The organism is Rhizobium sp. P2_G9, assembly GCF_056403475.1.
This window is the reverse complement of record NZ_JBFUFK010000051.1, coordinates 62,359-83,002: the sequence shown is the minus strand read 5'-3', so window position 1 is coordinate 83,002 and position 20,644 is coordinate 62,359. Positions and strand designations below refer to the sequence as shown.

Here is a 20,644-nt window from a genome sequence, read left to right as displayed (position 1 = left end):
CGGTTATGCTCACGCCGAGCGATAACAGTCCAGGTCATCGGAAACCCCATTTTGATTTAGCACCAAAAGGGAATCACAACCTGCTGTTATCGCTCAACTACTTTTAAATCGGGCTCTTAGAAAATGCTGATCGAGTTTCGTGTTTCGAAATAATCCTCCCGTTCCTTCTTGGTCAAGTTGCGGCCGTATATCGCTTTTTCACAGACCCCGAACTCCATAAACGACGGTACATTCCGGCGATTCCGGGTTGGGCTGTTAAGCTGCCTCCAATCATGGTTTCTATGCTATTGGTCATCGAATTGGCATTATTCGCAGCGGCGGGGATCAATCGTGGCACGCCCCCGTCACCTGAGACGTTTAAAGGATTGCTAACCTTTTGCGTCGCACTCCTCAATGCGTCAACGGTCTTCATAATCACAAGATATTTCGCCACAGAACCTCTCAATGCGAAGAATGACGATGGCCGCAATATGGAGAGCTAGCGCCATAGCGATATCACTTGTAATGAGCACTCCGGCCGGCGAAGCTGCAGAGCTTGTTGACACGACAGAAAGTGTCGGCCCGTGGTGCCAGACTGGCCCTGTGATGGGCGAATATAAGCATGCAAGAGAGAAGCATATTCCACTAGGGGGAGATAGGTGCCTTGTCCTGGGGACCGAAAATGAGTGGTACAATGGAAGGTCACCCGCAATTTATCGGCGAAGGCCCGGAAGGCTGATTTACCAACCTTCCATTCCAACGTGTATAGACTGCATTGAGGTCTTCAGGGACTTCCAATTCGCATTTTCCGTGGAAATTCAGGATGAACACTCGTCAAAAAGTCAGGCAGTTGCAGCCAAAGCTGATGACAGGATCACATTTTTCTTCGATGAGGCGGTGAAGGAAAATTTGGCGCCATTCGCCGATGTTGGGACGCCTAATCTGCCTCCGGAGCTGAGTTGCTATGACAATCGAAGAAAGCCAAGTAAGGTGCTACCATCTCCGTATTTCGAAGATGTTGAGTATTGTGTCACGTTGGTAAGGGTTGATGGCAGAAACCGACCTCAGGTCAGCTCAGACATTCGCAGTGCAGGTGCCCCCCAGTTATACAGACTGCAGACGGAAATTGTGGCGGCTGTAGCCATCAATCCCAATTCCGCCTATCGCCAACCAACTTTGGATGAAGATTCGCAGTATAGCGATGCTTTATATAGAATTACCAATTCCGTGGAGGCGACAATAAAAGAGAAATTAACAAATGAAGGCTGGCTAATCGAGGGAGAAAGGCCGTTTATTATTTTTGGACACAGGCCGTAGACAAAGATTGATTTTCACTCATGCAGGATGTTGACGTATTGCATGGCTGTTCCAAATGAGTCCTTCCAGATATCCTCATAGCTATCGGCCCCGGCTAAATTTGAATTGTCTTTTCTGCGAGAATGACCAAATCTATTTGTTTATCCATAGCCCATCTGCCTTGACCACGTTTGGGCACATATCTTCGAATACGAGCAAGTCAGTCGTCGCCCCGGATGCGCCAGAGCCTTCGAGAATGGCGTCGTCTTTCAGCGAGCGGATTCGAAAATCGCTCATTACGTTCGGGTCGTGATTTCTGCCTTCATAGCGGAAGCGATTTCCGAAGACGTCGGTAAACTCACCAGTAAAACAATTGGCCGTCACACTATTTGCAATTTTGAACTGACGCAGAAATCACTCCTCTCCCTTTCGATGCAGGCATCCGATTTATCGAGAATATAACCTACGCAAAACGCCTTGGCATTTTCACGGGTGTATCGCACTTGGATTTCGGCCCGTGCCGTGTTCAAGCCCGAGATCGAAACAACTGAGACTTCCTGTCCTTCCTTTGAGCCGTAAGGAACCATGCTTGGCCGTGCTCCCGCTGGTGTTGTCGTCACCGTTGCCGGCTGAGTGCATTGAGCCAGACATTTGCGAAATTGCTCAACGGCCGCTCTCGAACCGTGCAGGGCAATGTTTCGGGTAATGCCTTCGCCAATAAAGCCCAGAACTTTGGAGTGTGCAAACTGCTCCAAAAAGCCGAGACGATTTGAAACGTCGATAGTGATGTTGTCGAATTCCTGAATGTAATTGGCGGAAAATGTGCCCCAATCTCCGTTATCAAACGCCCAGCCTATGTCGTAAGTCTCTTTGAGCGGCTTGGTTTTGTTGTGCGGATCGTTGCCCAACTCCAAGTGCATTTCCTTTTTGTCGTCCGATGCGACCATGCGAAACGACACCCCATACTTTGAGGAGAGTGAACACGAGCAGTCGTCCTCGTCGTCTTGGGCGTCTCTCGCATAAACGGACCAGTCAGCGCTCGACCATTGCTCGGTGCCGTACACGAAATTGACAGAGCTAGCGAAGACGCTTGCCGTGATGAATGCAATCAGTTGGAACCGCATGACAGCCCCTCCCACGGCTCGAATTCGCTCAGACCACGTTCCAAACTGCAAGCGATTTTTCCGCACTGGCGACATCGTCTCGGATTCTATAGACGGTCTGCCGGGTCAAACCGGTGATCTTTGCGATTTCGGATATTCCGGTTTGCTTGCTTAGCAAATCCAATGTCGTCGCAAACTGGCTTCGGTTGAAGCTTGGTTTCCGGCCAAGATAAACGGCTTCCTCTTTCGACTTGGCATGAGCGATACCGGCTCGCTGCGATTCCTTTATTGCCTCGGCCTGAGCTTGGGCACTTGCGGCCATAAAGGCAATCATCGCATCACGGATTGCCATCTGCATTGGATCGCATGTCGAGCCATCAAAAGTCATATTGTTGATGACAGTCCGGATCACGACGCCACGTCGAATGAATTCACGGATCGTATCGGTAACATCGGCATAGTTTCTTCCGAGACGATCAACCCACCGCACCACGAGAACATCGCCCTTCCTGAGCATGTCAAAAAGGCGCCGGCCTTCAGGCCTGTCTTTCATCGGAACAGCGACACCAGAAACGCCATGGTCTGCAATCACGTGGTCGAATTGAAATCCTGCCTTCTCTGCATGAGCTTGCTGATGGGCAAGCGTCTGTTCGGCGGTCGATACACGGGCATAAAGAAATGTGGACATTGCCGACTCCATTTGTCCGATAGGACTATGTCCGTATAATTACATGTACGAAAGATGGAGTCAAACCCTAACGGACAAATTCCGAGATCATTTTTCGTTGTCCGCAGAGGCATACCCTAACGGAGTGCGTTTCCGAGCGACAAGAGAGATGGGAGCATCCAGCACCACAACTTTTCTTGTGAACTCCCTTCATCAATCGGCTGTTTTAACTATCGATATAGCATATGGTTGCACGCAAGAAGGCGCCACCACCTATTTTGCAACAGCTGCCGGAATTTTGGGAAACTAGAATGAAATTGCTGCATCTCTCAGACCTTCACTTAAAGTTCGGCAAATATGATCAAAATATCGTTCTACAAGCGTTTCAAAGCCACATGGCTGCTAATAGCGCTGAATTTCAAAATATCGACCTTGTGATTTTTTCCGGCGACCTGGTGTATTCCGGCGGTGCGAATGCTGACTTTGAGCGATTTCAAGACGAAGTAGTTAAGAAGATTCAGGCAGTCATTCCGATCTCCGAAGACAGGTTTATCGTATGTCCTGGAAATCACGACATTGATAGGGAAGTCGTCAGAGCCGATGCATACATAGAGAGCGGTCTTTTGAAGACGCTGAGTTCGTCTCAAGCCATCAATAGCTTCATCGACCAGCATGTGAAAGCGCCACTCTCTGCCGTTCCGCCAGCCTTAAATCGCCTTGCAAACTTTTATGAAGCGGTATGGAGCAAGGCTGAACGCCGTTTCGATACCTGCAACCCTTTCTTTGCTACGAAAACAATGACGGTCGACGGCGCCACGATTGGGATTGCTGTACTGAATAGCGCATGGCGAACAACCGGCGAGCCGGACGACATTGATCGAGGAAATCTAATCATTGGAGAGCGAGCCGTCGATCTTGCTCACGAAGCCATCTCCGATTGTGAGGTAAAGCTCGCAGTATTTCATCATCCCTTGGACTGGCTGAGGCCGTACGATCGGCTTGCGGTGGAGCGCCGACTGTATGCAAATTTCGATATGCTGTTCTATGGACATGTCCATCTGGCGCTGCCTGAAAGGCGGACCAGCATCATGGGGGAGGCAATAATCTCCCAGGGACCCTGTTTATATTCGTCGAGAGACTGGTTCAACGGCTTCTCAATAATAGACGTCGACCTTGGCAACGCAACTGCAACCTTTAAACTGTGGGAATATGTCGATGAGCGAAGGGTCTTTCGGCCCGCAGAGCGAGTTGCAGACAACGGGTTGTTCTCACTTCATTTGCGGAACAGTGCGTCACCTGCTTCGAAATTCGCTGCGGCGCTTCGACTAGCCGGACCACGGGTCAAAGAGATCGCAACCCGGCACATAAATCTTGTTGGAAACGCCGATCAACCGATAGATATTGATAGTCATTATGTCTGCCCTCCACTCTCGAAAAAAACGGAGGCAAGTGAGCTAGTCTCCGAGGAAGAGTCGGAATCGATTGAYGACGCTGCCGAATTGAAGGAGCTCCTTGAGGCAACTGGAGACATTGTCGTTTCCGGAAAGCCGCAAGACGGCAAAACAAGTTTGGCACACTTCATAGCATATAAATGCTCCATAGGGTGGAGCGATCGGCCTCGTTTGCCCATAATTTGTAATTTTGATACTGTCTCAAACAAAAGGACCAGCTCTTGGAAAGTAGCTCTGTGGCCTATGTTGCGTGGATATGCTGGAGAGGTCCTCGATATTGTCTCCAAATCAGACATAGAGAAATTTGATCTTCTCGTTATAGTCGACGACGTTGACATAGACGACAGTGCTCGCATCGATATGTTGCTTACGCTTAAAAAGACACACACAAATATCCGGTGGGTGTTCCTTTCTAAGTCCGACGCCCTGTCCCTCGTTCGTGACAAGCAAACTAAAAATACGTTTGAGAACGCTACTTTTGTGGCAATTAGAAATCTCACTCGGAATAATATAAGAGCTCTGTCGGCAGGATGGGTCGGAAAACCTGCCGACGATGATGATACACAAGAAATATTTCAAAAACTAATGTTTCACATGGCAAGGAACGGGTTGCCGAGAACGGGATATATAGTTACTCTTCTGCTGTGGGTAATTAAGAATGTTGGACAGGGTGAGCTTTTGAATGAAGCGGTACTGCTCGAAAATGTTCTTGATTATATATTGGGAAGAATGGACTACCGAGGAGCTCTTCGAAAGGAATTCGATTACACGTCAAAGAACCATGTTCTACAGGACATTGCGTTTTGGCTTAAGACCTCGCCAAACGGAAAGAGCAAGAATGCGTTGGTTGCGCATGTGAGTGAGTACCTGGACGAACGGCTTTTGCCTTACGACGGTGCTGATATGGTAAATGGGTTTATAAATTGCGGCGTCCTGGAGAGCACCGACGGCGTCGTCAAATTCAAGTTCAGTAGATACCAGGATTATTTCGTTGCCGGCTACATCAGAGATCACGACGACGTCCGAAATATCGTTCTATCCAACGGCGATGAATGGCTGCGATATAGCGGAGAGGTAGACATTTACACATCTCGCTTTAGGCAAGAGCTACCCTTCTTATCAATGGCGGATCAGGAATTACGGAAGCACCTAATTCCCCTGGCTAACCTCCCTAAGGAAGAAGTTGACAAGTTCTTTGTGGGAGCGCCGCCAAGCGACTACACTGCCAAACAACTAAAACGTATACGGTCTCGCAGGCTCAACGCTAGGCAAATTGATGAAATAATGGATAGAGCCGAGCAGAAAGCGGTCGATCGTGTGTCTGCGAAGAAGGCGGCCGCAGGTACCACAAATCCGTTGTTCGAGCAGGACACGGCGGATGACCATGTGCAGTTTGGGAAGCTTCTGGTCACATACAGCCAGGTGATCAGGAATCTCGAATTCATCCGTGCAAAAGATAAAGAAAAGCACATCAGGCAAGCGCTACAGCTTTGGTCCTCATACTGCGTGTTTTGGATTGACGCCTTCCAAAACGCTCTCGTCGAAATTCGGAATGACTTGCTTGAAGAGCCAAAGCTCAACGATCAAGAAAAGGACACTCTTCCTAACCTGATGGAGAAAGTTGGGGCGGTTATTAAGACCGTGATATCTAGCATCATATGCCAGATTGCTTACATTAATTTGGGCACCGAGAAAATTCTAAAGCTACTGATAGAAATTGCCGGAGACACCTCGCTCGATCGGATCGAACGATTCTTGGTTTTTTCACTCATCTTGGAGATAGACCCGGAGAAGGCATTAAGCGTGGTACAATCATGGGGCAAATTCAAAGATTTGGACCGATGGTCGATCGCAGCCGTGACCCAACAACTTTATAGCTATTACAATTCTCGCCCGCTACCATCTCAGCTTGCGACGAGATTCGAAAACATCGTCGCTGAGTTGGAACTGGCGGTCGAAAAAGCTGGCGAGCCGCAGAGAGCCGCTAAGAAGCCTCTTATAATTAATGCGATCCGGCAGCATCAGTTCAAGGAAGACGGCACCGAAGCCGGTGAGTAGCGACAAGAGGGCCATTTGGGAAGCCCCCCGGGGGCGCCGGCATCAGGTTTCTTTTGAAACACAAGATGGTTTGATAGCTGTGCTGCCCTACTAGCTACCGCTGTATATCCCAACTAATGCGACTGCAGTATGTCATCTGGGAGCAAAACGGAATTTCCAAACTTCTTGTAAAAATTGTAATTTTTCGACAAGCAGTTAGGGTATGCACGGCTGTGTGTCAAAGATCAGTCGTGCATTAGACTCTATTCGGCGGCCTGAAGAAGTATGTGTTCTGACGAGGCGGCAACCTCCTTCGACGTTGATGGAACTGGTTCAACGCTTCTCAATCTCGGCCCAAAATGTAGGCGAATATCTGGCTCGCCTCGTGCAAAGAAATTTCCCTCTTTCTTTTTGTATTGCTCGGTCATGTATTTGACCACATATCGATCGAAGCCTTGTTCGAGTATCCAGGTAACAACCTCATCATGGTTGGTTTTGATGTGATAATCACTAAACCCGAGGTTCACGAGTTCGGACCGCTTGTCCTGGAAAATTTTAGTGTCAGCAGGAATTGGGTTTATTTCCGAGAACTGAGGATACTCAAAGTCGATGAAATCCGTGATGCCAACATGGGCGCCGAGACTTTCATTCGAGAAGATATAAACATCTTTCGTTCGGCCGTGAAACAGGCGCCCTCGGCCCACCGCCTGTACGGATTCAGAAGTGCAGAATTGCCGATAGACGCTTCGTATACGGGCGTCCTTGAAGACAAAGTTTGAAAGCGATTTTGCCGTGCCATCCGCCATCCTGACGGGGACGTTTGCATATTCCTTTTCGAGCGAGACCTCAGCTCCATATATTGCTTCAGCGTAACGCTGGAGCTCCTCATCGCCAAAACGATGGCGACCGAAAATGATCAAGCAATCAACGTTGGCAAATGCATTCGTGCCCCGAATGTTGCCGAAATATCCGTTCTGAGACGCCTTAATTTGCGATGCCAAAAACGAGTCAAAATTTTCCGAGGGCACGTGAGGAATCTTTCGATAAGTGATTAAGCCAACGGATGCGTACCGCCCGGAAATCCGCTGGAGTTGTTCCGCCGCCGAAGTTCTGCGTTTCTCGATTGACAGCTGCTGTCTCGTGACGTTGAAATTTTGTACTTGGAACACACGATTGCCGGCTCCGACTGCAACTGGAATGTCAACGAAGTCGAGCTTGGGAAAGACGGCCTGATAAATCTCTTTCTCGGCTGTTGCATCCAAGATCAAGGTTGGCGTTTCACGATATCGGCTTGCCACTGGCCTAACCCGCCGCAGCCGCAGTTTACCTCCCGTGAAGCGTACAGCGGCCGCAATTTCCTGCTCAGAAGTCTCGTTTTGCAGAAACTGATGCAACAACTCCAAAAGCTGCTGAGTTTTGGTGGGGTCACCAGCACTTTGTGACATGAGCCTTCCATAATCGAGCTTCAATTGCCGCCCGGCTTGCCGACATGCCTCAACGATGCTCTTTCCTTCGATGCAGCTATCGCAAATTTGTTGTAGGCTCTCGATTTCTGTTTCTCGGCTGGCGTCGCAGATTTCGAGGCGAATGCAATTTTCATCGATAATGATGTACTGGGGCGTGAACCCCTGCCGTCTTGGCTGGATACTTTCGCCGATCAAGTGAGTGCCGTGCCAGAAACGGCTTTGGTTGTCATAGAGCTCCTCGAATGTAGCAAACCTTATGTTGGCAAGGTTATTGAATTGCTCGGTATATGTGCATTCCATCGCAAAAGGGCAGGCGAAGCAGGATTTGGAAGGGATTCTTGAGCCGAATTTTTCGATCAGAGCGGTGTTCTCGCACATGCTGCGGCCGTTGGGAAATTTGTAGGCCTTTCCCCTTACCGCCACATGCGTGGACATTGCTGATCCCGGCCGAGCCGATTTCCTTTCTTCTACGATCAAGGCACTTAACCGCTGGCGGAGCTCATCTATCAAGCCATGGTTCTGCACCAAAAATAAGATGTTTATCGTGGCCGGTAGTTTGGCCAAAGCTCTCAGCACGAACTCTGTCTTCCCGAACCCGCACGTTGATTTAACAATTTTAGATTCTTGATTTTGAAAAAAATCGTCAATTTCGCTCCGCAATTTCTCGGAAGCATCCTCCTGCGACAGGAGCGGAGGAAAGGTGAATGTGCTTGGAAGAGCCTTTTGATTTCTCCTGCTCGATGTCTTTGGTGCTGGATTCCAACCGTGTCGCTTCGCTGCATTGACCAGCGTCCCGAGCCACCCGCTGCGTGATCGGTGTAGCTGATATTGCAGATCATTCGCCAATTTGCCTCGGCTATCAGTCGTCCAGTGAGACGATAAAAGAGCAATCCCCTCTTCGCCCATATGTCCGAGTACAGCCATGTTTATTGGCAGCCGATCTGCGTATCCATGGTCTTTAGGGATGAAGCCAAGAAGCGCCCCGATGTCGCCGCTGAAAGACTCAGGACCCGCATGATGCTGAACGGTCGGGACGACATCGCAGAAAGCATTGACTTTCAGCGGTGTAGCAGTCGGATTGAAATATGCGTCGGGGTCATGGGACAGAAAACAAAGCTGTGATATCGAGCGACATGCACGGTCGAATTCGACATTCAGAACTTCATGCACGTAGGCATCTGCATGATCATAAGCATGTTGAAATCGCTGAAGATTATTATCGAGCGAGCACTTCGGATCAAACGAAAAGTCCGAAAGTATCCCAAACTTTAGCATACCGCTCGGTGAGATAAAGGCATAGGCGGTTTCGGGAAGCTGAGTTATCTTCGACTTCAGCGCCGAACAGTCGAGAACTTTCTTGTCAAGGTCGAATTGTATAATGCCTGTCGCTTCGGCACCACCATCGATACGGCGCCCAGATGATTGCACGCACGGCCGAAAAGCAGGAAGCATCCTTTTTAGGCGATTGCGTTCCGCTTTGTCTGGCGCCGACCGAATATTCGCAGTGATTTCTCTAAGCTGATCCTGTCGAATTTCTTGGATAATTTGGTCGATTGAACGAATTTCAATAGGCTGCGATTCGATATCGTTAATGTAATTTAGTTCCATGTGGTTCTTTCGTTTGCAATTATAAGATTAAAATGTGGCCGCAAGCGGCAAGAAACCTTCGGTTTCTTAATTTTATATTTATCCGCCGTTTTTGGCGATATACTTATATATTATATATATAATCGCCAAAAATGGCGGATATTCCATTAGTTGTATAGATAATAAAAGCGTTCTTTGGTTGTGATCTCAAATCCCGAGTACCAACGGGTAGGTACTCAATGGCGGCGGCCGACATCCAATACTATATGGGATGGCGTCACTTCCGTTTCAAGAAGCTCCTCTACAAAGTTCAATGAAATCAGATCATTATTGCATGCGGCAGGATTTCGGGATGACCTCAACGATGTCGATTGTTGCTATTGACTTGCTTCCATCGTTGTCACATTTTCTGTCACAACGATGGCTCTTGCGGCAGACTCGGGGGCACGCAAACGTCAATTCGCAAATGGTGTGGTATAGGCCGGAAGAGGTCAATTAAGCGCAGATATGCTACGGAATCCATGAATTCATCGCCTTTCCCGAAAACCACTTGGCGAAACGGTGCTGGTTTTGTATGGATGGCTCAATGGTCCCGTAGCTCAGCAGGATAGAGCACCAGATTCCTAATCTGGGGGTCGCGCGTTCGAATCGCGCCGGGATCACCATAAAATTCAATGACTTACACTATTATGTTGCCCCGTATGTGTTGCAGCGAGTTTCCGAGATTTCCAGCCATTTCAATTGATACGCGGCGAATCCATGCGACATGAAATGCAACATGGACTGAGCCATGCGCGCGATCGGTTCGGTAGCGAGACGAACGTTGTCGGATGTGAGGGCAAAAAGGCGTTATAAGCGAGAACGCTTTTCAAACAGCAAGACAGCGACGGCCAGGAAATATTCCAAACGAGAATGTTTTCTGGCAGCAAACGACAACTTGTCGATTTGATCGGCTGCGCTAATATCCGCGCGAACGAGGATTGAGAAGCGCAATGAACGATTTCTATGTGGGGCAGCAGGTCGTTTGCATCGACGACAAATTCAAGAATGTCTCGATCGACCAGGTCATCCGCAAAGGCCAGATCTACACCATTCGGTGGATCGGCATGTACAAGCATTATGTCGACGGCGAATTCCTGGGAATCAAAGTCGAGGAAATCCACCGTGGCAACGATGATGGCCCGGAAGGTTATGGCGCGGCCGACATGCCCTACCGCGCGTCGCGGTTCCGGCCGCTGGTTAAAGACAAGATCGGGTCGCTGAGAAAACTGCTTGCGCCAAGTCCGGACGTCCCGCCCGGCGACAAGCCGAAGGCGCCAGTGCGGAAGAAGGAGAACGTGTGAGCTGGGCGGGCGCGGCCGGGTGGCACCGATAGGGACGGTTGAAGATGCAGATGCGAAGGATATTGCGACGCTCATCTGACGCCCCTCAGTTGTAAGTTAAAGCCGTTGCCCGAGCCGCATCGATCTGCTCATCGGTCTTGCCAAGCACGATCGCGAGCTGCGCGATGAGTGGATGCAGGCGGGAATAGCTGTCGCTGTCTTCCCACTCGATTTGTGCGATCTCGCGCTGGTTCTGATCGGCAATGGCGGCGAGTGCGGTGTCCATCATTGCCGAAGTCACGCCGAGGTCGCGCATTCCCAGGCGAAACTGCTTGCCGCGGAGGTCCGGCAGTGCTGCACGCGCTTCCTCGGCCGTGGGTGGCACATAGGCGGTAACCTGGCCGGCAGCGAGCGCGGCGGCGTATATATCCCCGCCCAGAGGTTCGACGTCATGTGGTTCAGCTGTAAACTCCACCCACCCGAATGCCGGGGGATACTTACTCGAACTTTCCTTGGTTGGCGTTCAAACGGAGGGCGCTGACACGGCGTTCTGCTTTTTCGCGACGTCCAGAAGCCATTTGTGGAACCTTTTTCCAAACGGCTTCTCAAGGGCCGTCCGGTCCCAGGCGAGAAAGTAGCTCTCCGGAAGTTTGAGCCGAATATCGAACGGCACAACAAGTGTGCCCGACGTCAGTTCTTCTGAAATCATTGAAATTTGCGCGAGCACGAAACCCCTGCCGTTTACTGCTGCATCGATGGCGCTGCTTGACAGCGTAAACGACAGACTGGAGAGCCTTTTGCTACTGTGGACATTGATTGCCTTGGCCCAGTCAATCCACTGCGGTGGCTGTTGATAGACAGCCTCCCACTCAACGTTCAGGAGAGGAAAATTCAGAATATCTGAAGGGCCGTTGAGCGAACGATCGCTAAGCAAAGTGGGAGCGCAAGCTGGGACTACCCAATCGGTGAACAACTTGGTGACGTGTTCGTAGGCGGCCGCGCGACCGCCATAAGCAATCCGAAAATCGACTTGGTCGAAACCAAGGCGCGGCTCCTCCTCCTGACCCTGGAGTCGAACGCTGGCGTCAGGATACAGTGCTTGCCAGTCGAAAATCTTTCGGCCAATCCATTTGTTCACCACCGATGACAGGGCGCTCAGGACGATGCTGTTTTGGCTGCGAGCGCGTTCGAGCACTTGTCCGGCATAGGCAAACTGCTGGAAGCCTTTGGCAATTTCCAGGAAATAAAGACGGCCCCAAGATGTCAGGTTCAGGTGGCGCCCTTTTCGTTCAAGCAGGGTGAGCCCGAGACACTGTTCGACGTTGCGCACCTGCTGGCTAATCGCGCCCGGAGACACGCCGAGCTCTCGGGCGGCTGCAGTGACGGTGCCACATCGTCCAACAGCCTCAAACGCTTGCAGGCCACGAAGCGTCGGCGAAGACATTAGAACACCTCTCAAACTACATCCTATATCTTTTAGATTTTCTAAAAAAGAACGCAAGGGGCGACGCCTTGTTGGCTGTTCAGCATCGGCTGATATTGCCCAAAATCAATTTATGCGGAGGATGAAATGTATCTCAAGAACGCCTGGTATGTTGCCGCCTGGGATCACGAAATCGGTCGCGAACTTAAGCCCACAACCATCCTTGGGGAAAACATCGTTCTCTATCGTATGCAGGGTGGTAAGATCGTCGCCCTCGAGGATGCGTGTCCGCATCGCAAGCTACCGCTCTCGATGGGCCGCATCAAGGGCGACGATGTCGAATGTGGGTACCACGGTTTGACCTTCGACTGTTCCGGGACCTGCACCCGGGTGCCGGGAGCGGAACGCATCCCGCATGTTGCAAAAGTTCGATCCTATCCGATTGAAGAGCGCTACGGCCTCCTGTGGATATGGATGGGCGAGCCGGCCAAGGCCGATCCCAAGGATATTTTCGAGGTCGAGCATTTCGATGATCCCGCTTGGGGAATCAATCGCGGCGAGTCCATGACGATCAACTGTCATTACCTCTATATGACGGACAACCTGCTCGATCCATCACATGTGGCCTGGGTGCATGTGTCCTCATTCGCGAGCTCAGCCTGCGAGGAGACGCCCCTGGAAACAACCGTAAAGGACGATGGCGTCACGGTCTGGCGCTGGATGGTCGATTCCGAACCCGCCCCGTTCTATGCGCCATTCCTGCAGTTCGAAGGCAACGCTGACCGCAAACAGCACTATGAGGTGCGCTATCCAAGCAACGCCATCATAAAGGCTATCTTTGCTCCGGCACATACCGGTGGCGAAGGTCGTCAGCTGCCCGACAACACATTCCTCATGGACAGCTACAACTTCATGACGCCTGTCGATGAGAACCGCACGAAATATTACTGGTTCCAGATGCGTAACTTCGCGCCGAACGATGCGGAGGTCTCGGCAAGCTTTGCGAAGTCCGTGCGCGGTGCCTTCGAAGAGGATCGCGTGGTGCTCGAAGCGGTGCATCACGGCATGGCCAATAAGCAAACGCCAAACCTCGACTTGAAGATCGATGTCGGTCCGATGCGGTTTCGCCGCAAGCTGGCACAGTTGATCGCTGCGGAAGCAGAGTCCGCCGCGATCCCTGCGGCGGCTGAGTAAGGGTCGGTTCCAGATGCCGGATGCCATGGCTCCGCGGTTCCGCCCTTTCGAGGTGATTTCAAAGGTGCGCGAAAGCGCCACTATAACGTCTTTTCAGCTTGCACCTCTGGAACTGCGGAATTGGCGGACATTTGAGGCGGGACAGTTCCTCACCATCCGCGTGCCGGATCGCGAGGGCGGCTACGTACTGCGCAACTACACAGTTTCGTCGTCTCCCCGGGAAGAAGGGAAATATCGGATCACGGTCAAGCGGGAAGCTGCGCCAACGACTGGTGTGCCGGAAGGCTTGAGTTCCTGCTGGCTGCATGACGAAGTCGAGCCTGGAACTGTTGTCGAGATAGACCTACCTCGGGGATCTTTCAAGCTCGACGATGCGAGCACAAGGCCTGTCGTGCTGCTCTCCGGGGGTGTCGGGCTGACGCCGACAGTATCGATGCTGAACGTGTTGGCAAAGGACAGCGATCGGCCGGTCTGGTTTATTCACGCTTGCGATAGCGCGGCAGTGCATGCCTTACGCGACGAGGTGGAGCTGCTCGCCGGCATTAGGTCGGGGGTCACCATTCATTATTGTTATCGCTTCGCCGAGGCCGGCGATCTCAAAGCGGGACGATGCCATTCTACAGGCTTCCTATCGCGCGAGACAATCCAGAGTCTGCTGCCACTTGATGACTATGACGTTTATATGTGCGGACCGCCTCCCTTCATGCAGGCTCTGTACAGGATCCTCATCAGCCTTGGCGTAAGCAAGCAGCGGATTGCCTACGAATTCTTTGGCCCCGCGAGCTTGCTTTCTGAGATGGAACAAACAGCAAAGCAGCCCTCGGCTTCGGTCACGTCGGTCGCGGCCGGTGACGGATTCCGCGTCGCGCTGGAAAAATCCGGGCGCAGCTTTGATTGGAATGGGTCGAGCGAATCCATCCTGGCTTTCCTGGAAGCTCAGGGCATTGAGCTCACGTTTTCCTGTCGGGCGGGCGTGTGCGGCACCTGCGAGCAGGGGCTGATCTCCGGCGAGGTGGAATATTTCGAGGACCCCCTCGAGGAACTGCCACGTGATCGCGTGCTGCTCTGCTGCACCAGACCAAAATCCTCAGTCGTGCTCGATCTGTGAGCAAGCCAATGTCGAATGCCGACTTGAACTATTGATGTCTATTTCTCCAAAAGGAGGGCGCGTGAGCGATCCGATCCGTGTCGAAATCCCACTTAATCCACATGTCGCGGCCCTTCCGTCGCCTGACCTCTTGGCTGCCGACTTCTCGGCGCTGCGCGCCAGGTTTCTTGCTGCGGGGCGTCGAGCCGGCGCCAGTCTCATTGAGTATCGGCACCCCCTTCATGGACCGAATGGGGAACTTCTGGCGACGGATGTTGCCTATCTCGGGCGCGAGGGTGCTGCCAAGCTTCTGGTTCTGATTTCGGGGACACATGGTGTGGAAGGCGCGTTCGGCTCGGCCTGCCAGACCGCATGGCTCGCACAAAATTCTCCGTGGTTGCTGCCCGACGACACCGCGGTTTTGATGATCCATCTCATCAATCCCTGGGGCACCGCCTGGTTGCGAAGGGTCAATGAGGACAATGTCGACCTCAACCGCAATTTCATAGATTGGGAAAGGGGAGCGCCGAGCAATGAAAAATATGCTGGTCTCCACGGTGCGCTCGTCTGTAGGGAGTGGGAAGGTCCGGAGCGCGATAGGGCAGCCGAGGCGCTGGAGACCGCCAAAACTCAGCATGGCGGCTACGCCGGCATCGCGCCAATCATCGAGGCCGGTCAGTATGATTTTCCGGATGGGGTTTTCTATGGTGGCGAAGGGCCAGTCTGGTCCAATCGCATCCTGAACGAAATTCTATCGACTTTCACTCAGCAGGCCTCCGAAGTCATCGTTTTCGACCTGCATACGGGCGCCGGCCCCTACGGTTATCCAGCACTTCTGTCGGTCGCCGAGAGTGACCACGGCGGGCTCGACTGGGGTCGGGGCATCTTCGGGCCCGGGCTTTCCGTTGTCATGACTGGAAAGAATGCAACGACGGCCACGGGCATTGCAGCGACGGCGACCGGATATGTCTCCGCTGCCGTTCGAAAGGCCCTGCCCAAGGCGAAAGTCCTGCCTCTTGTCGTCGAATGTGGCACGCTCGATGGTGCCGTAGTCTCTGACGCAGTCCAGGCGGACAATTGGCTTCACTTGTTCGGAAACGTCGATACGCCACTCGGGCGGAAGATCAAGTCCGACCTTCGCGCAGCTTTCATACCCGATGATGTGGACTGGCAGCGCAACTGTCTGTCGGCGTGTCTCCGCTACTTCGATCGCGCCTTCGCTGACCTAAAGACAATCGGTGGCGCTGGCATTGAAAAGCCGTTGATTGCTGTGGCCACCGTTGCAGTGGTCTCGCATTTGAAATCGGTCGGACCAAGGGTCGGAGAAAGACCGGCGCTTGAGGTGCATGATGTCCATAAGCGTTTCGGGACACTGGCCGTGCTCAATGGCGTCAGTGTTTCGGCCCAACCTGGTGAAGTGGTGTCGATGATCGGCTCGTCGGGCTCCGGAAAAAGCACCTTCCTGCGCTGCATCAATCTCCTCGAACAACCGAATGACGGTCGCATCATTATCGACGGCGAAGAGATCCGCATGAAAAAATCAGCGGACGGCAGAGCTTCACCAGCCGATCTGCGCCAGGTCGAGCGCATCCGCGCCCGCGTCGGCATGGTTTTCCAGAATTTCAACCTGTGGCCACACATGACCGTTCTCGAAAACATCATAGAGGCGCCGCTGCATGTGCTGAAGGATGATCGAAAGGGGGCAATGGACAACGCCCATGCACTTTTGAAGAAGGTTGGTCTCTCCGACAAGCATGCACAATATCCGGGCCAGCTTTCGGGCGGTCAGCAGCAGCGCGCCGCTATCGCGCGCACGCTGGCCATGCGCCCAAAGGTCATTCTGCTGGATGAGCCGACCTCGGCACTGGATCCCGAATTGGTCGGTGAAGTCCTGCGCGTGATCCGGCAGCTGGCCGAAGAAGGAAATACGATGATCCTCGTGACGCATGAGATGCAGTTCGCGCGCGAGGTCTCACACAAGGTCCTCTTTCTCCACCAAGGAAAGGTGGAGGAAGAGGGTGCGCCGGCGGAGTTGTTTTCTAATCCACGCTCCGAGCGCATGCGCCAGTTCCTGGCTCGCACGCTTTGATGCTCTACCGGCTTCGAGCCGCCCGGGGGGCCTCCGGGCGGATAATCAATGGACGCCAAATGGGGAACCAAAACATGAAGTTGAAACAATTATTGCTTGCTACGTTCTTCGCTGCCGGTCTCAGCAGCGCACACGCAGCTGAGGGTGAGTTGTCAATCGGAACGGAAGGCGAGTATCCGCCATGGAGCATGGCGGATTCAAATGGGAATGTAACTGGCTTCGATGCGGACGTCGGCAGTCTGCTTTGTGCGAAGCTGCAAATGAAGTGCCACTTCGTGGTGCAGGCATTCGACGGCCTCATCCCGGCGCTGAAGGCAAAGCGCTTCGACGTCATCATATCGGGCATGTCGATCACCGCTGAGCGCAAGAAGCAGATCAATTTCTCTATCGGCTACGCTGAACTTGCCAACATGTTCGTGGTCAAGAAATCCTCCGATCTTGCCGGCATCAAGGACATTGATAGCCTGCTGAAATCGCTCGACGGCCGCACTGTCGGCGTGCAGGCGGGCACCACCCATGCCCACTTCATGGAAAAGCGGGCACCGAACGCTGACTTGAAAACCTATGATACGCTTGACCAGATGCAGATCGATCTGGCAAGCGGCCGCGTCGAAGTGGCGTTTGCCGACGCCTCCGCCCTTCAGGATTTCCTTGCGCGTCCTGACGGCAAGGATTTCCAATTCGTCGACATCAAGGTGCTGAGCACCTTCGACCCGACATTGGGCGAAGGTATCGGCGTCGGCATTGCCCAGGAAAACACGGAGCTGAAAGGTCGCATAGACAAGGCTCTCTGCGAGCTGATCAATGACGGCTCGATCGGCAAGGCCAGCCAGAAGTGGTTCAAGGCGGATATTTCACGACCCTGCAAACTGTAGCGCAATGGACGTCCTCCAGCGACGAAGGGCAGGCCGGTCGGCCTGTCCTGAAAGCGCATGCCGGACGGCCATCCCGATGTCACGAGCGAGAGAATGTAGGCTGGTCCGATGGAGTTTGGTATTTTGCAGGTATGGGAAGGCGGCTGGATAGTCGCAATCCTGCGTGGCGCGGCAATAACCATTGCAGTTGGGCTTGCCAGCATGGCCGGCGGCCTCCTGATCGGGATTGCCTGCGGCTTGATAAAGTGGGGGCGGCTTTTCCCACTGACGTTGATCGTCGATTTCTACACTTCGGTTGTACGCGGCGTACCCGAGCTCCTGATCATCTACCTACTCTTCTTCTCGTCGGTGGAGTTCGTCACGCGTGTTGCGTCGGCATTCGGCTATGACGGGCTGGTAGGCGACGGCTACGCCTTCGTCATCGCTGTCGTTGCGATCGGGGCGATATCAGGGGCCTATTCGACCGAGGTTATTCGCGGCGCGTTGGCAGCTATTCCCCGCGGCCATATCGAGGCTGCGCGCGCGCTCGGCATTCCGGGATGGCGCATCTTCCGCCGCATCATCGCCCCGCAGATGCTGAGGATCGCGGTGCCCGGCATGAACAATGTTTGGCAGACGACAATCAAAGATACGGCGCTGGTGTCGGTCGTCGGATTGCAGGAGCTTATGCGCGCCGCATTTGTTGGCGCAGGATCTACACGCCACCCCTTCATCTTTTATCTCATCGCCGCCGTGGTCTACCTCCTGATCACACTCGTCAGTCAAGCTGGCTTCGATCAAGCCGAACGCTTTCTTCGGCTTCGTTCAAGGAAGTAGACTATGGACCTCGATCTCATCCAGCTTGCCGTTCCCACGCTGATAAAAGGCCTGTGGCTTACGGCCGCCCTTACCGTTGTCTCGGTCGCCATCGGTTTCAATCTCGGTCTTGGGCTCGCGTTGATGCGGCTATCGCGAAACAGATTCTTTCGCGGGTTTGCCAAGGGCTACAGCACGGTTTTCCGCGGCACGCCTCTCTTGGTTCAGCTTTTTCTGTTCTATTACGGACTGGGTCAGCTACCCTTCGTTCGCGACAATCCCGTCCTGTGGTGGGTCATCGGTGACGGAACCCATTGTGCCGTCATGGCACTGGCTCTCAACACTGCGGCCTATACGTCGGAAATCCTGCGTGGCGGTCTCATGTCGATTCCAGGTGGCTTGGTTGAGGCGGCCGAGGCGACAGGCATGTCGCGGCTCCTGCGATTTCGTCGAATCGAGTTTCCTCTGGCGATCCGTCAGGCTCTGCCAGCCTATGGCAACGAACTTGTGCTGGTCGTGAAGGGAACCAGCCTTGCTTCCACAATCACCGTTCTCGAACTTACCGGACATGCGAAGCGGCTGATGAGCCAGACCTTCGCGATTCTGGAGGTCTTTGCTCTCGCCGGCATCCTCTACCTTTTGATCAACTTGATTTTGATCTCACTCATTCGGCTATTGGAAAGTCATCTGACGCGATATGCACGCTGACAGGATCGGCCGCTTCATTCAGAACCGCGGCAGTCATGACTTAATCGATGACCTTGCCTGGATTCAGGATTGCGCCCGGGTCCACCGTGTTCTTTATTTCTCGCATGAGTGCCAGTTTTACCGCATTCGCCGTGGTGCGTAGCGAATGTATCCTCTTGGCGCCAATTCCATGCTCTGCAGAGAAGGAGCCGCCAGTCGCGGCGATGTCGCGATAAAGCACCGCCTCGATCGCCGCAGTCATCTTTGTGGTAACATCGCCACCCGCGGCATTGAGGACGATATGCAGATTGCCATCGGCGAGATGGCCGAAAATGTAGGGGTCAAGTCTCGAGTCGATGAGCTTGAGCTCGGCGACGCAGCGCTCGACATAAGAGTCGACCTCGGAAAGCGGGACCGACACGTCGTACGAAGGCGCAGCGGGATGCTTGCGGTAGATGAGATCCGTGTCTTCGCGAAGCCTCCAGAGGTCAGCTTCCTGCGTCCCCGACATCGCGATTACCGCCGAGACGCCCGAATACCGTTCAATGACGTTTTCGTAGATACGCCCGAGCTCCCCTTGCAGCGCCTCCTGATCGGCGCCGCCGAGCGAAATCAGCAGGTTGATAGGATGAGACGGATCATAATCTTGCGCTGACCATCGATAGTGCTCAGACGTCAGCCGGAAGAACGAATTCCAGATAGCTTCCGCCGCGCGCAAATGCCCGTATCGGGCATCAAGGCAGAGACGAATCGTCTGGAGTGCGGCCTCGACCGAAGGCAAGCCGAAAAGCACCGTCGCGCTCGCCATTGGCTGCGGCTCAAGCCTTATGGCGATTTGCGTTATGACGCCAAGGGTTCCTTCGGCGCCAATAAAAAGATGTTTCAGATCATAGCCGGCGGCATTCTTCACCACTCGTGTCAGATCGGAATAAATGGAACCGTCCGGGAGCACAGCTTCCAGCCCCAAAACACGGTGTCTCATCACGCCATGGCGGAAGGCCGAGATGCCTCCAGCATTGGTCGAAGCCATGCCGCCGATCGTCGCGGAGCCGCGTGACGGCAGGTCAATGCCGGGTTCCAGCTGGTGCGCGCCTGCTGCGGCCTGAAGGGCTTGCAGCGTGACGCCGGCCTCGACGACAGCGACACGCTCGATCGCCGACAGCAGTACGATGCGATCCAGCCGTGCGGTGGAAAGGACCAGCTCTCCAGGTGCCGAAATGCCGCCACCGACGAGCCCTGTCCGCCCGCCGTGCGTGACGAGCGGAACCCCATGAGTAGCACACCCTTTGACAACGGCGGCGACTTCGGCTGTCGACCCGGGCAGGACGACTGCAGACGTGCGTAGATTGTCGGGAGTAACGCCATAGTCGATAGCCGTAATCAAATCGCCCGTTTTTACGTTTACGTGACCGACGATCGCCGCAATCTCATTGATGAATTGCTCGGAAAAGCCGCTTCTTGGGTTGGCTGCGGGATCTGACATCAGGGCATCGCTCCAATTAGGGTGCGGCATTTGTGGAGATGTTTCAAGTCAATACGCCTCTCCCGTAGATCGATTCCTGGCTGGCAGGGTTTACCGAACCTTG

Annotated in this window: 15 protein-coding genes and 1 tRNA gene; 10 read left to right on the top strand and 6 right to left on the bottom strand. The window is 53.3% G+C overall.

Annotated features, from left to right (window positions below):
- Positions 1 to 459: 459 nt before the first annotated feature.
- On the top strand, positions 460 to 1,296 hold the full coding sequence (locus AC1DYF_RS32850) for a hypothetical protein (protein ID WP_477882086.1): 837 nt from the start codon (positions 460 to 462) through the stop codon (positions 1,294 to 1,296).
- 359 nt (positions 1,297 to 1,655) lie between these two features.
- Here the strand turns inward: AC1DYF_RS32850 and AC1DYF_RS32845 are convergent, their stop codons facing one another.
- Positions 1,656 to 2,399 carry a hypothetical protein gene (locus AC1DYF_RS32845; protein WP_477882084.1) on the bottom strand — a complete coding sequence of 248 codons (744 nt, stop codon included), beginning with the start codon at positions 2,397 to 2,399 and terminating at the stop codon, positions 1,656 to 1,658.
- Between the two features lie 28 nt (positions 2,400 to 2,427).
- Entirely contained in the window at positions 2,428 to 3,066 is a 639-nt protein-coding gene (locus tag AC1DYF_RS32840) for a recombinase family protein (RefSeq protein WP_477882083.1), read from the bottom strand.
- A gap of 290 nt (positions 3,067 to 3,356) precedes the next feature.
- Between AC1DYF_RS32840 and AC1DYF_RS32835 the strand changes: the two genes are divergently transcribed.
- Positions 3,357 to 6,554, top strand: a complete 3,198-nt coding sequence (locus tag AC1DYF_RS32835) for a metallophosphoesterase (RefSeq protein WP_477882081.1) — start codon at positions 3,357 to 3,359, stop codon at positions 6,552 to 6,554.
- 242 nt (positions 6,555 to 6,796) lie between these two features.
- Here the strand turns inward: AC1DYF_RS32835 and AC1DYF_RS32830 are convergent, their stop codons facing one another.
- Positions 6,797 to 9,607, bottom strand: a complete 2,811-nt coding sequence (locus tag AC1DYF_RS32830) for a BT4734/BF3469 family protein (protein ID WP_477882079.1) — start codon at positions 9,605 to 9,607, stop codon at positions 6,797 to 6,799.
- Between the two features lie 567 nt (positions 9,608 to 10,174).
- On the opposite strand from AC1DYF_RS32830, the gene AC1DYF_RS32825 reads away from it, so the two are divergent.
- Both AC1DYF_RS32825 and AC1DYF_RS32820 read left to right on the top strand, forming a co-directional pair.
- Positions 10,175 to 10,251 (top strand) — tRNA-Arg (locus tag AC1DYF_RS32825).
- Positions 10,252 to 10,578: 327 nt separating this feature from the next.
- On the top strand, positions 10,579 to 10,929 hold the full coding sequence (locus AC1DYF_RS32820; RefSeq protein ID WP_477882078.1) for a CAP-Gly domain protein: 351 nt from the start codon (positions 10,579 to 10,581) through the stop codon (positions 10,927 to 10,929).
- 85 nt (positions 10,930 to 11,014) lie between these two features.
- Here the strand turns inward: AC1DYF_RS32820 and AC1DYF_RS32815 are convergent, their stop codons facing one another.
- Both AC1DYF_RS32815 and AC1DYF_RS32810 read right to left on the bottom strand, forming a co-directional pair.
- A complete protein-coding gene (locus AC1DYF_RS32815; RefSeq protein ID WP_477882076.1) occupies positions 11,015 to 11,383 on the bottom strand; it encodes a hypothetical protein in 369 nt (122 codons plus the stop codon).
- A 48-nt stretch (positions 11,384 to 11,431) separates the two neighbouring features.
- A complete protein-coding gene (locus AC1DYF_RS32810; protein ID WP_477882074.1) occupies positions 11,432 to 12,352 on the bottom strand; it encodes a LysR family transcriptional regulator in 921 nt (306 codons plus the stop codon).
- A gap of 126 nt (positions 12,353 to 12,478) precedes the next feature.
- Here AC1DYF_RS32810 and AC1DYF_RS32805 point away from each other — a divergent pair, with 126 nt between their 5' ends.
- The 6 genes from AC1DYF_RS32805 to AC1DYF_RS32780 all read left to right on the top strand — a co-directional run bounded on the left by AC1DYF_RS32805 (position 12,479) and on the right by AC1DYF_RS32780 (position 19,079).
- Positions 12,479 to 13,525, top strand: a complete 1,047-nt coding sequence (locus AC1DYF_RS32805; protein WP_477882072.1) for an aromatic ring-hydroxylating dioxygenase subunit alpha — start codon at positions 12,479 to 12,481, stop codon at positions 13,523 to 13,525.
- Positions 13,526 to 13,538: 13 nt separating this feature from the next.
- A complete protein-coding gene (locus AC1DYF_RS32800; protein ID WP_477882070.1) occupies positions 13,539 to 14,633 on the top strand; it encodes a 2Fe-2S iron-sulfur cluster-binding protein in 1,095 nt (364 codons plus the stop codon).
- Between the two features lie 130 nt (positions 14,634 to 14,763).
- Positions 14,764 to 16,701: a DUF2817 domain-containing protein gene (locus tag AC1DYF_RS32795; protein ID WP_477882092.1), complete on the top strand. Its 1,938-nt coding sequence runs from the start codon at positions 14,764 to 14,766 to the stop codon at positions 16,699 to 16,701.
- A gap of 74 nt (positions 16,702 to 16,775) precedes the next feature.
- Positions 16,776 to 17,576, top strand: a complete 801-nt coding sequence (locus tag AC1DYF_RS32790) for a transporter substrate-binding domain-containing protein (protein WP_477882090.1) — start codon at positions 16,776 to 16,778, stop codon at positions 17,574 to 17,576.
- Between the two features lie 108 nt (positions 17,577 to 17,684).
- Complete coding sequence (locus AC1DYF_RS32785) at positions 17,685 to 18,392, top strand: ABC transporter permease (protein ID WP_477882068.1); 708 nt, start codon at positions 17,685 to 17,687, stop codon at positions 18,390 to 18,392.
- A 3-nt stretch (positions 18,393 to 18,395) separates the two neighbouring features.
- Entirely contained in the window at positions 18,396 to 19,079 is a 684-nt protein-coding gene (locus tag AC1DYF_RS32780) for an ABC transporter permease (RefSeq protein WP_477882066.1), read from the top strand.
- A 40-nt stretch (positions 19,080 to 19,119) separates the two neighbouring features.
- Here AC1DYF_RS32780 and AC1DYF_RS32775 read toward each other — a convergent pair whose 3' ends face one another.
- Positions 19,120 to 20,541 (bottom strand): FAD-binding oxidoreductase, encoded by a 1,422-nt coding sequence (locus tag AC1DYF_RS32775; RefSeq protein WP_477882064.1) that lies wholly within the window; start codon positions 20,539 to 20,541, stop codon positions 19,120 to 19,122.
- Positions 20,542 to 20,644: the final 103 nt, after the last annotated feature.

Excerpts from the sequence above, each read along its gene's own strand:
- AC1DYF_RS32805 (WP_477882072.1), top strand. The coding sequence starts at position 12,479 with ATGTATCTCAAGAACGCCTGGTATGTTGCCGCCTGGGATCACGAAATC.
- AC1DYF_RS32845 (WP_477882084.1), bottom strand. The coding sequence starts at position 2,399 with ATGCGGTTCCAACTGATTGCATTCATCACGGCAAGCGTCTTCGCTAGC.
- AC1DYF_RS32810 (WP_477882074.1), bottom strand. The coding sequence starts at position 12,352 with ATGTCTTCGCCGACGCTTCGTGGCCTGCAAGCGTTTGAGGCTGTTGGA.
- AC1DYF_RS32800 (WP_477882070.1), top strand. The coding sequence starts at position 13,539 with ATGCCGGATGCCATGGCTCCGCGGTTCCGCCCTTTCGAGGTGATTTCA.
- AC1DYF_RS32790 (WP_477882090.1), top strand. The coding sequence starts at position 16,776 with ATGAAGTTGAAACAATTATTGCTTGCTACGTTCTTCGCTGCCGGTCTC.
- AC1DYF_RS32785 (WP_477882068.1), top strand. The coding sequence starts at position 17,685 with ATGGAGTTTGGTATTTTGCAGGTATGGGAAGGCGGCTGGATAGTCGCA.
- AC1DYF_RS32780 (WP_477882066.1), top strand. The coding sequence starts at position 18,396 with ATGGACCTCGATCTCATCCAGCTTGCCGTTCCCACGCTGATAAAAGGC.
- AC1DYF_RS32850 (WP_477882086.1), top strand. The coding sequence starts at position 460 with ATGGCCGCAATATGGAGAGCTAGCGCCATAGCGATATCACTTGTAATG.
- AC1DYF_RS32840 (WP_477882083.1), bottom strand. The coding sequence starts at position 3,066 with ATGTCCACATTTCTTTATGCCCGTGTATCGACCGCCGAACAGACGCTT.
- AC1DYF_RS32775 (WP_477882064.1), bottom strand. The coding sequence starts at position 20,541 with ATGTCAGATCCCGCAGCCAACCCAAGAAGCGGCTTTTCCGAGCAATTC.
- AC1DYF_RS32820 (WP_477882078.1), top strand. The coding sequence starts at position 10,579 with ATGAACGATTTCTATGTGGGGCAGCAGGTCGTTTGCATCGACGACAAA.
- AC1DYF_RS32830 (WP_477882079.1), bottom strand. The coding sequence starts at position 9,607 with ATGGAACTAAATTACATTAACGATATCGAATCGCAGCCTATTGAAATT.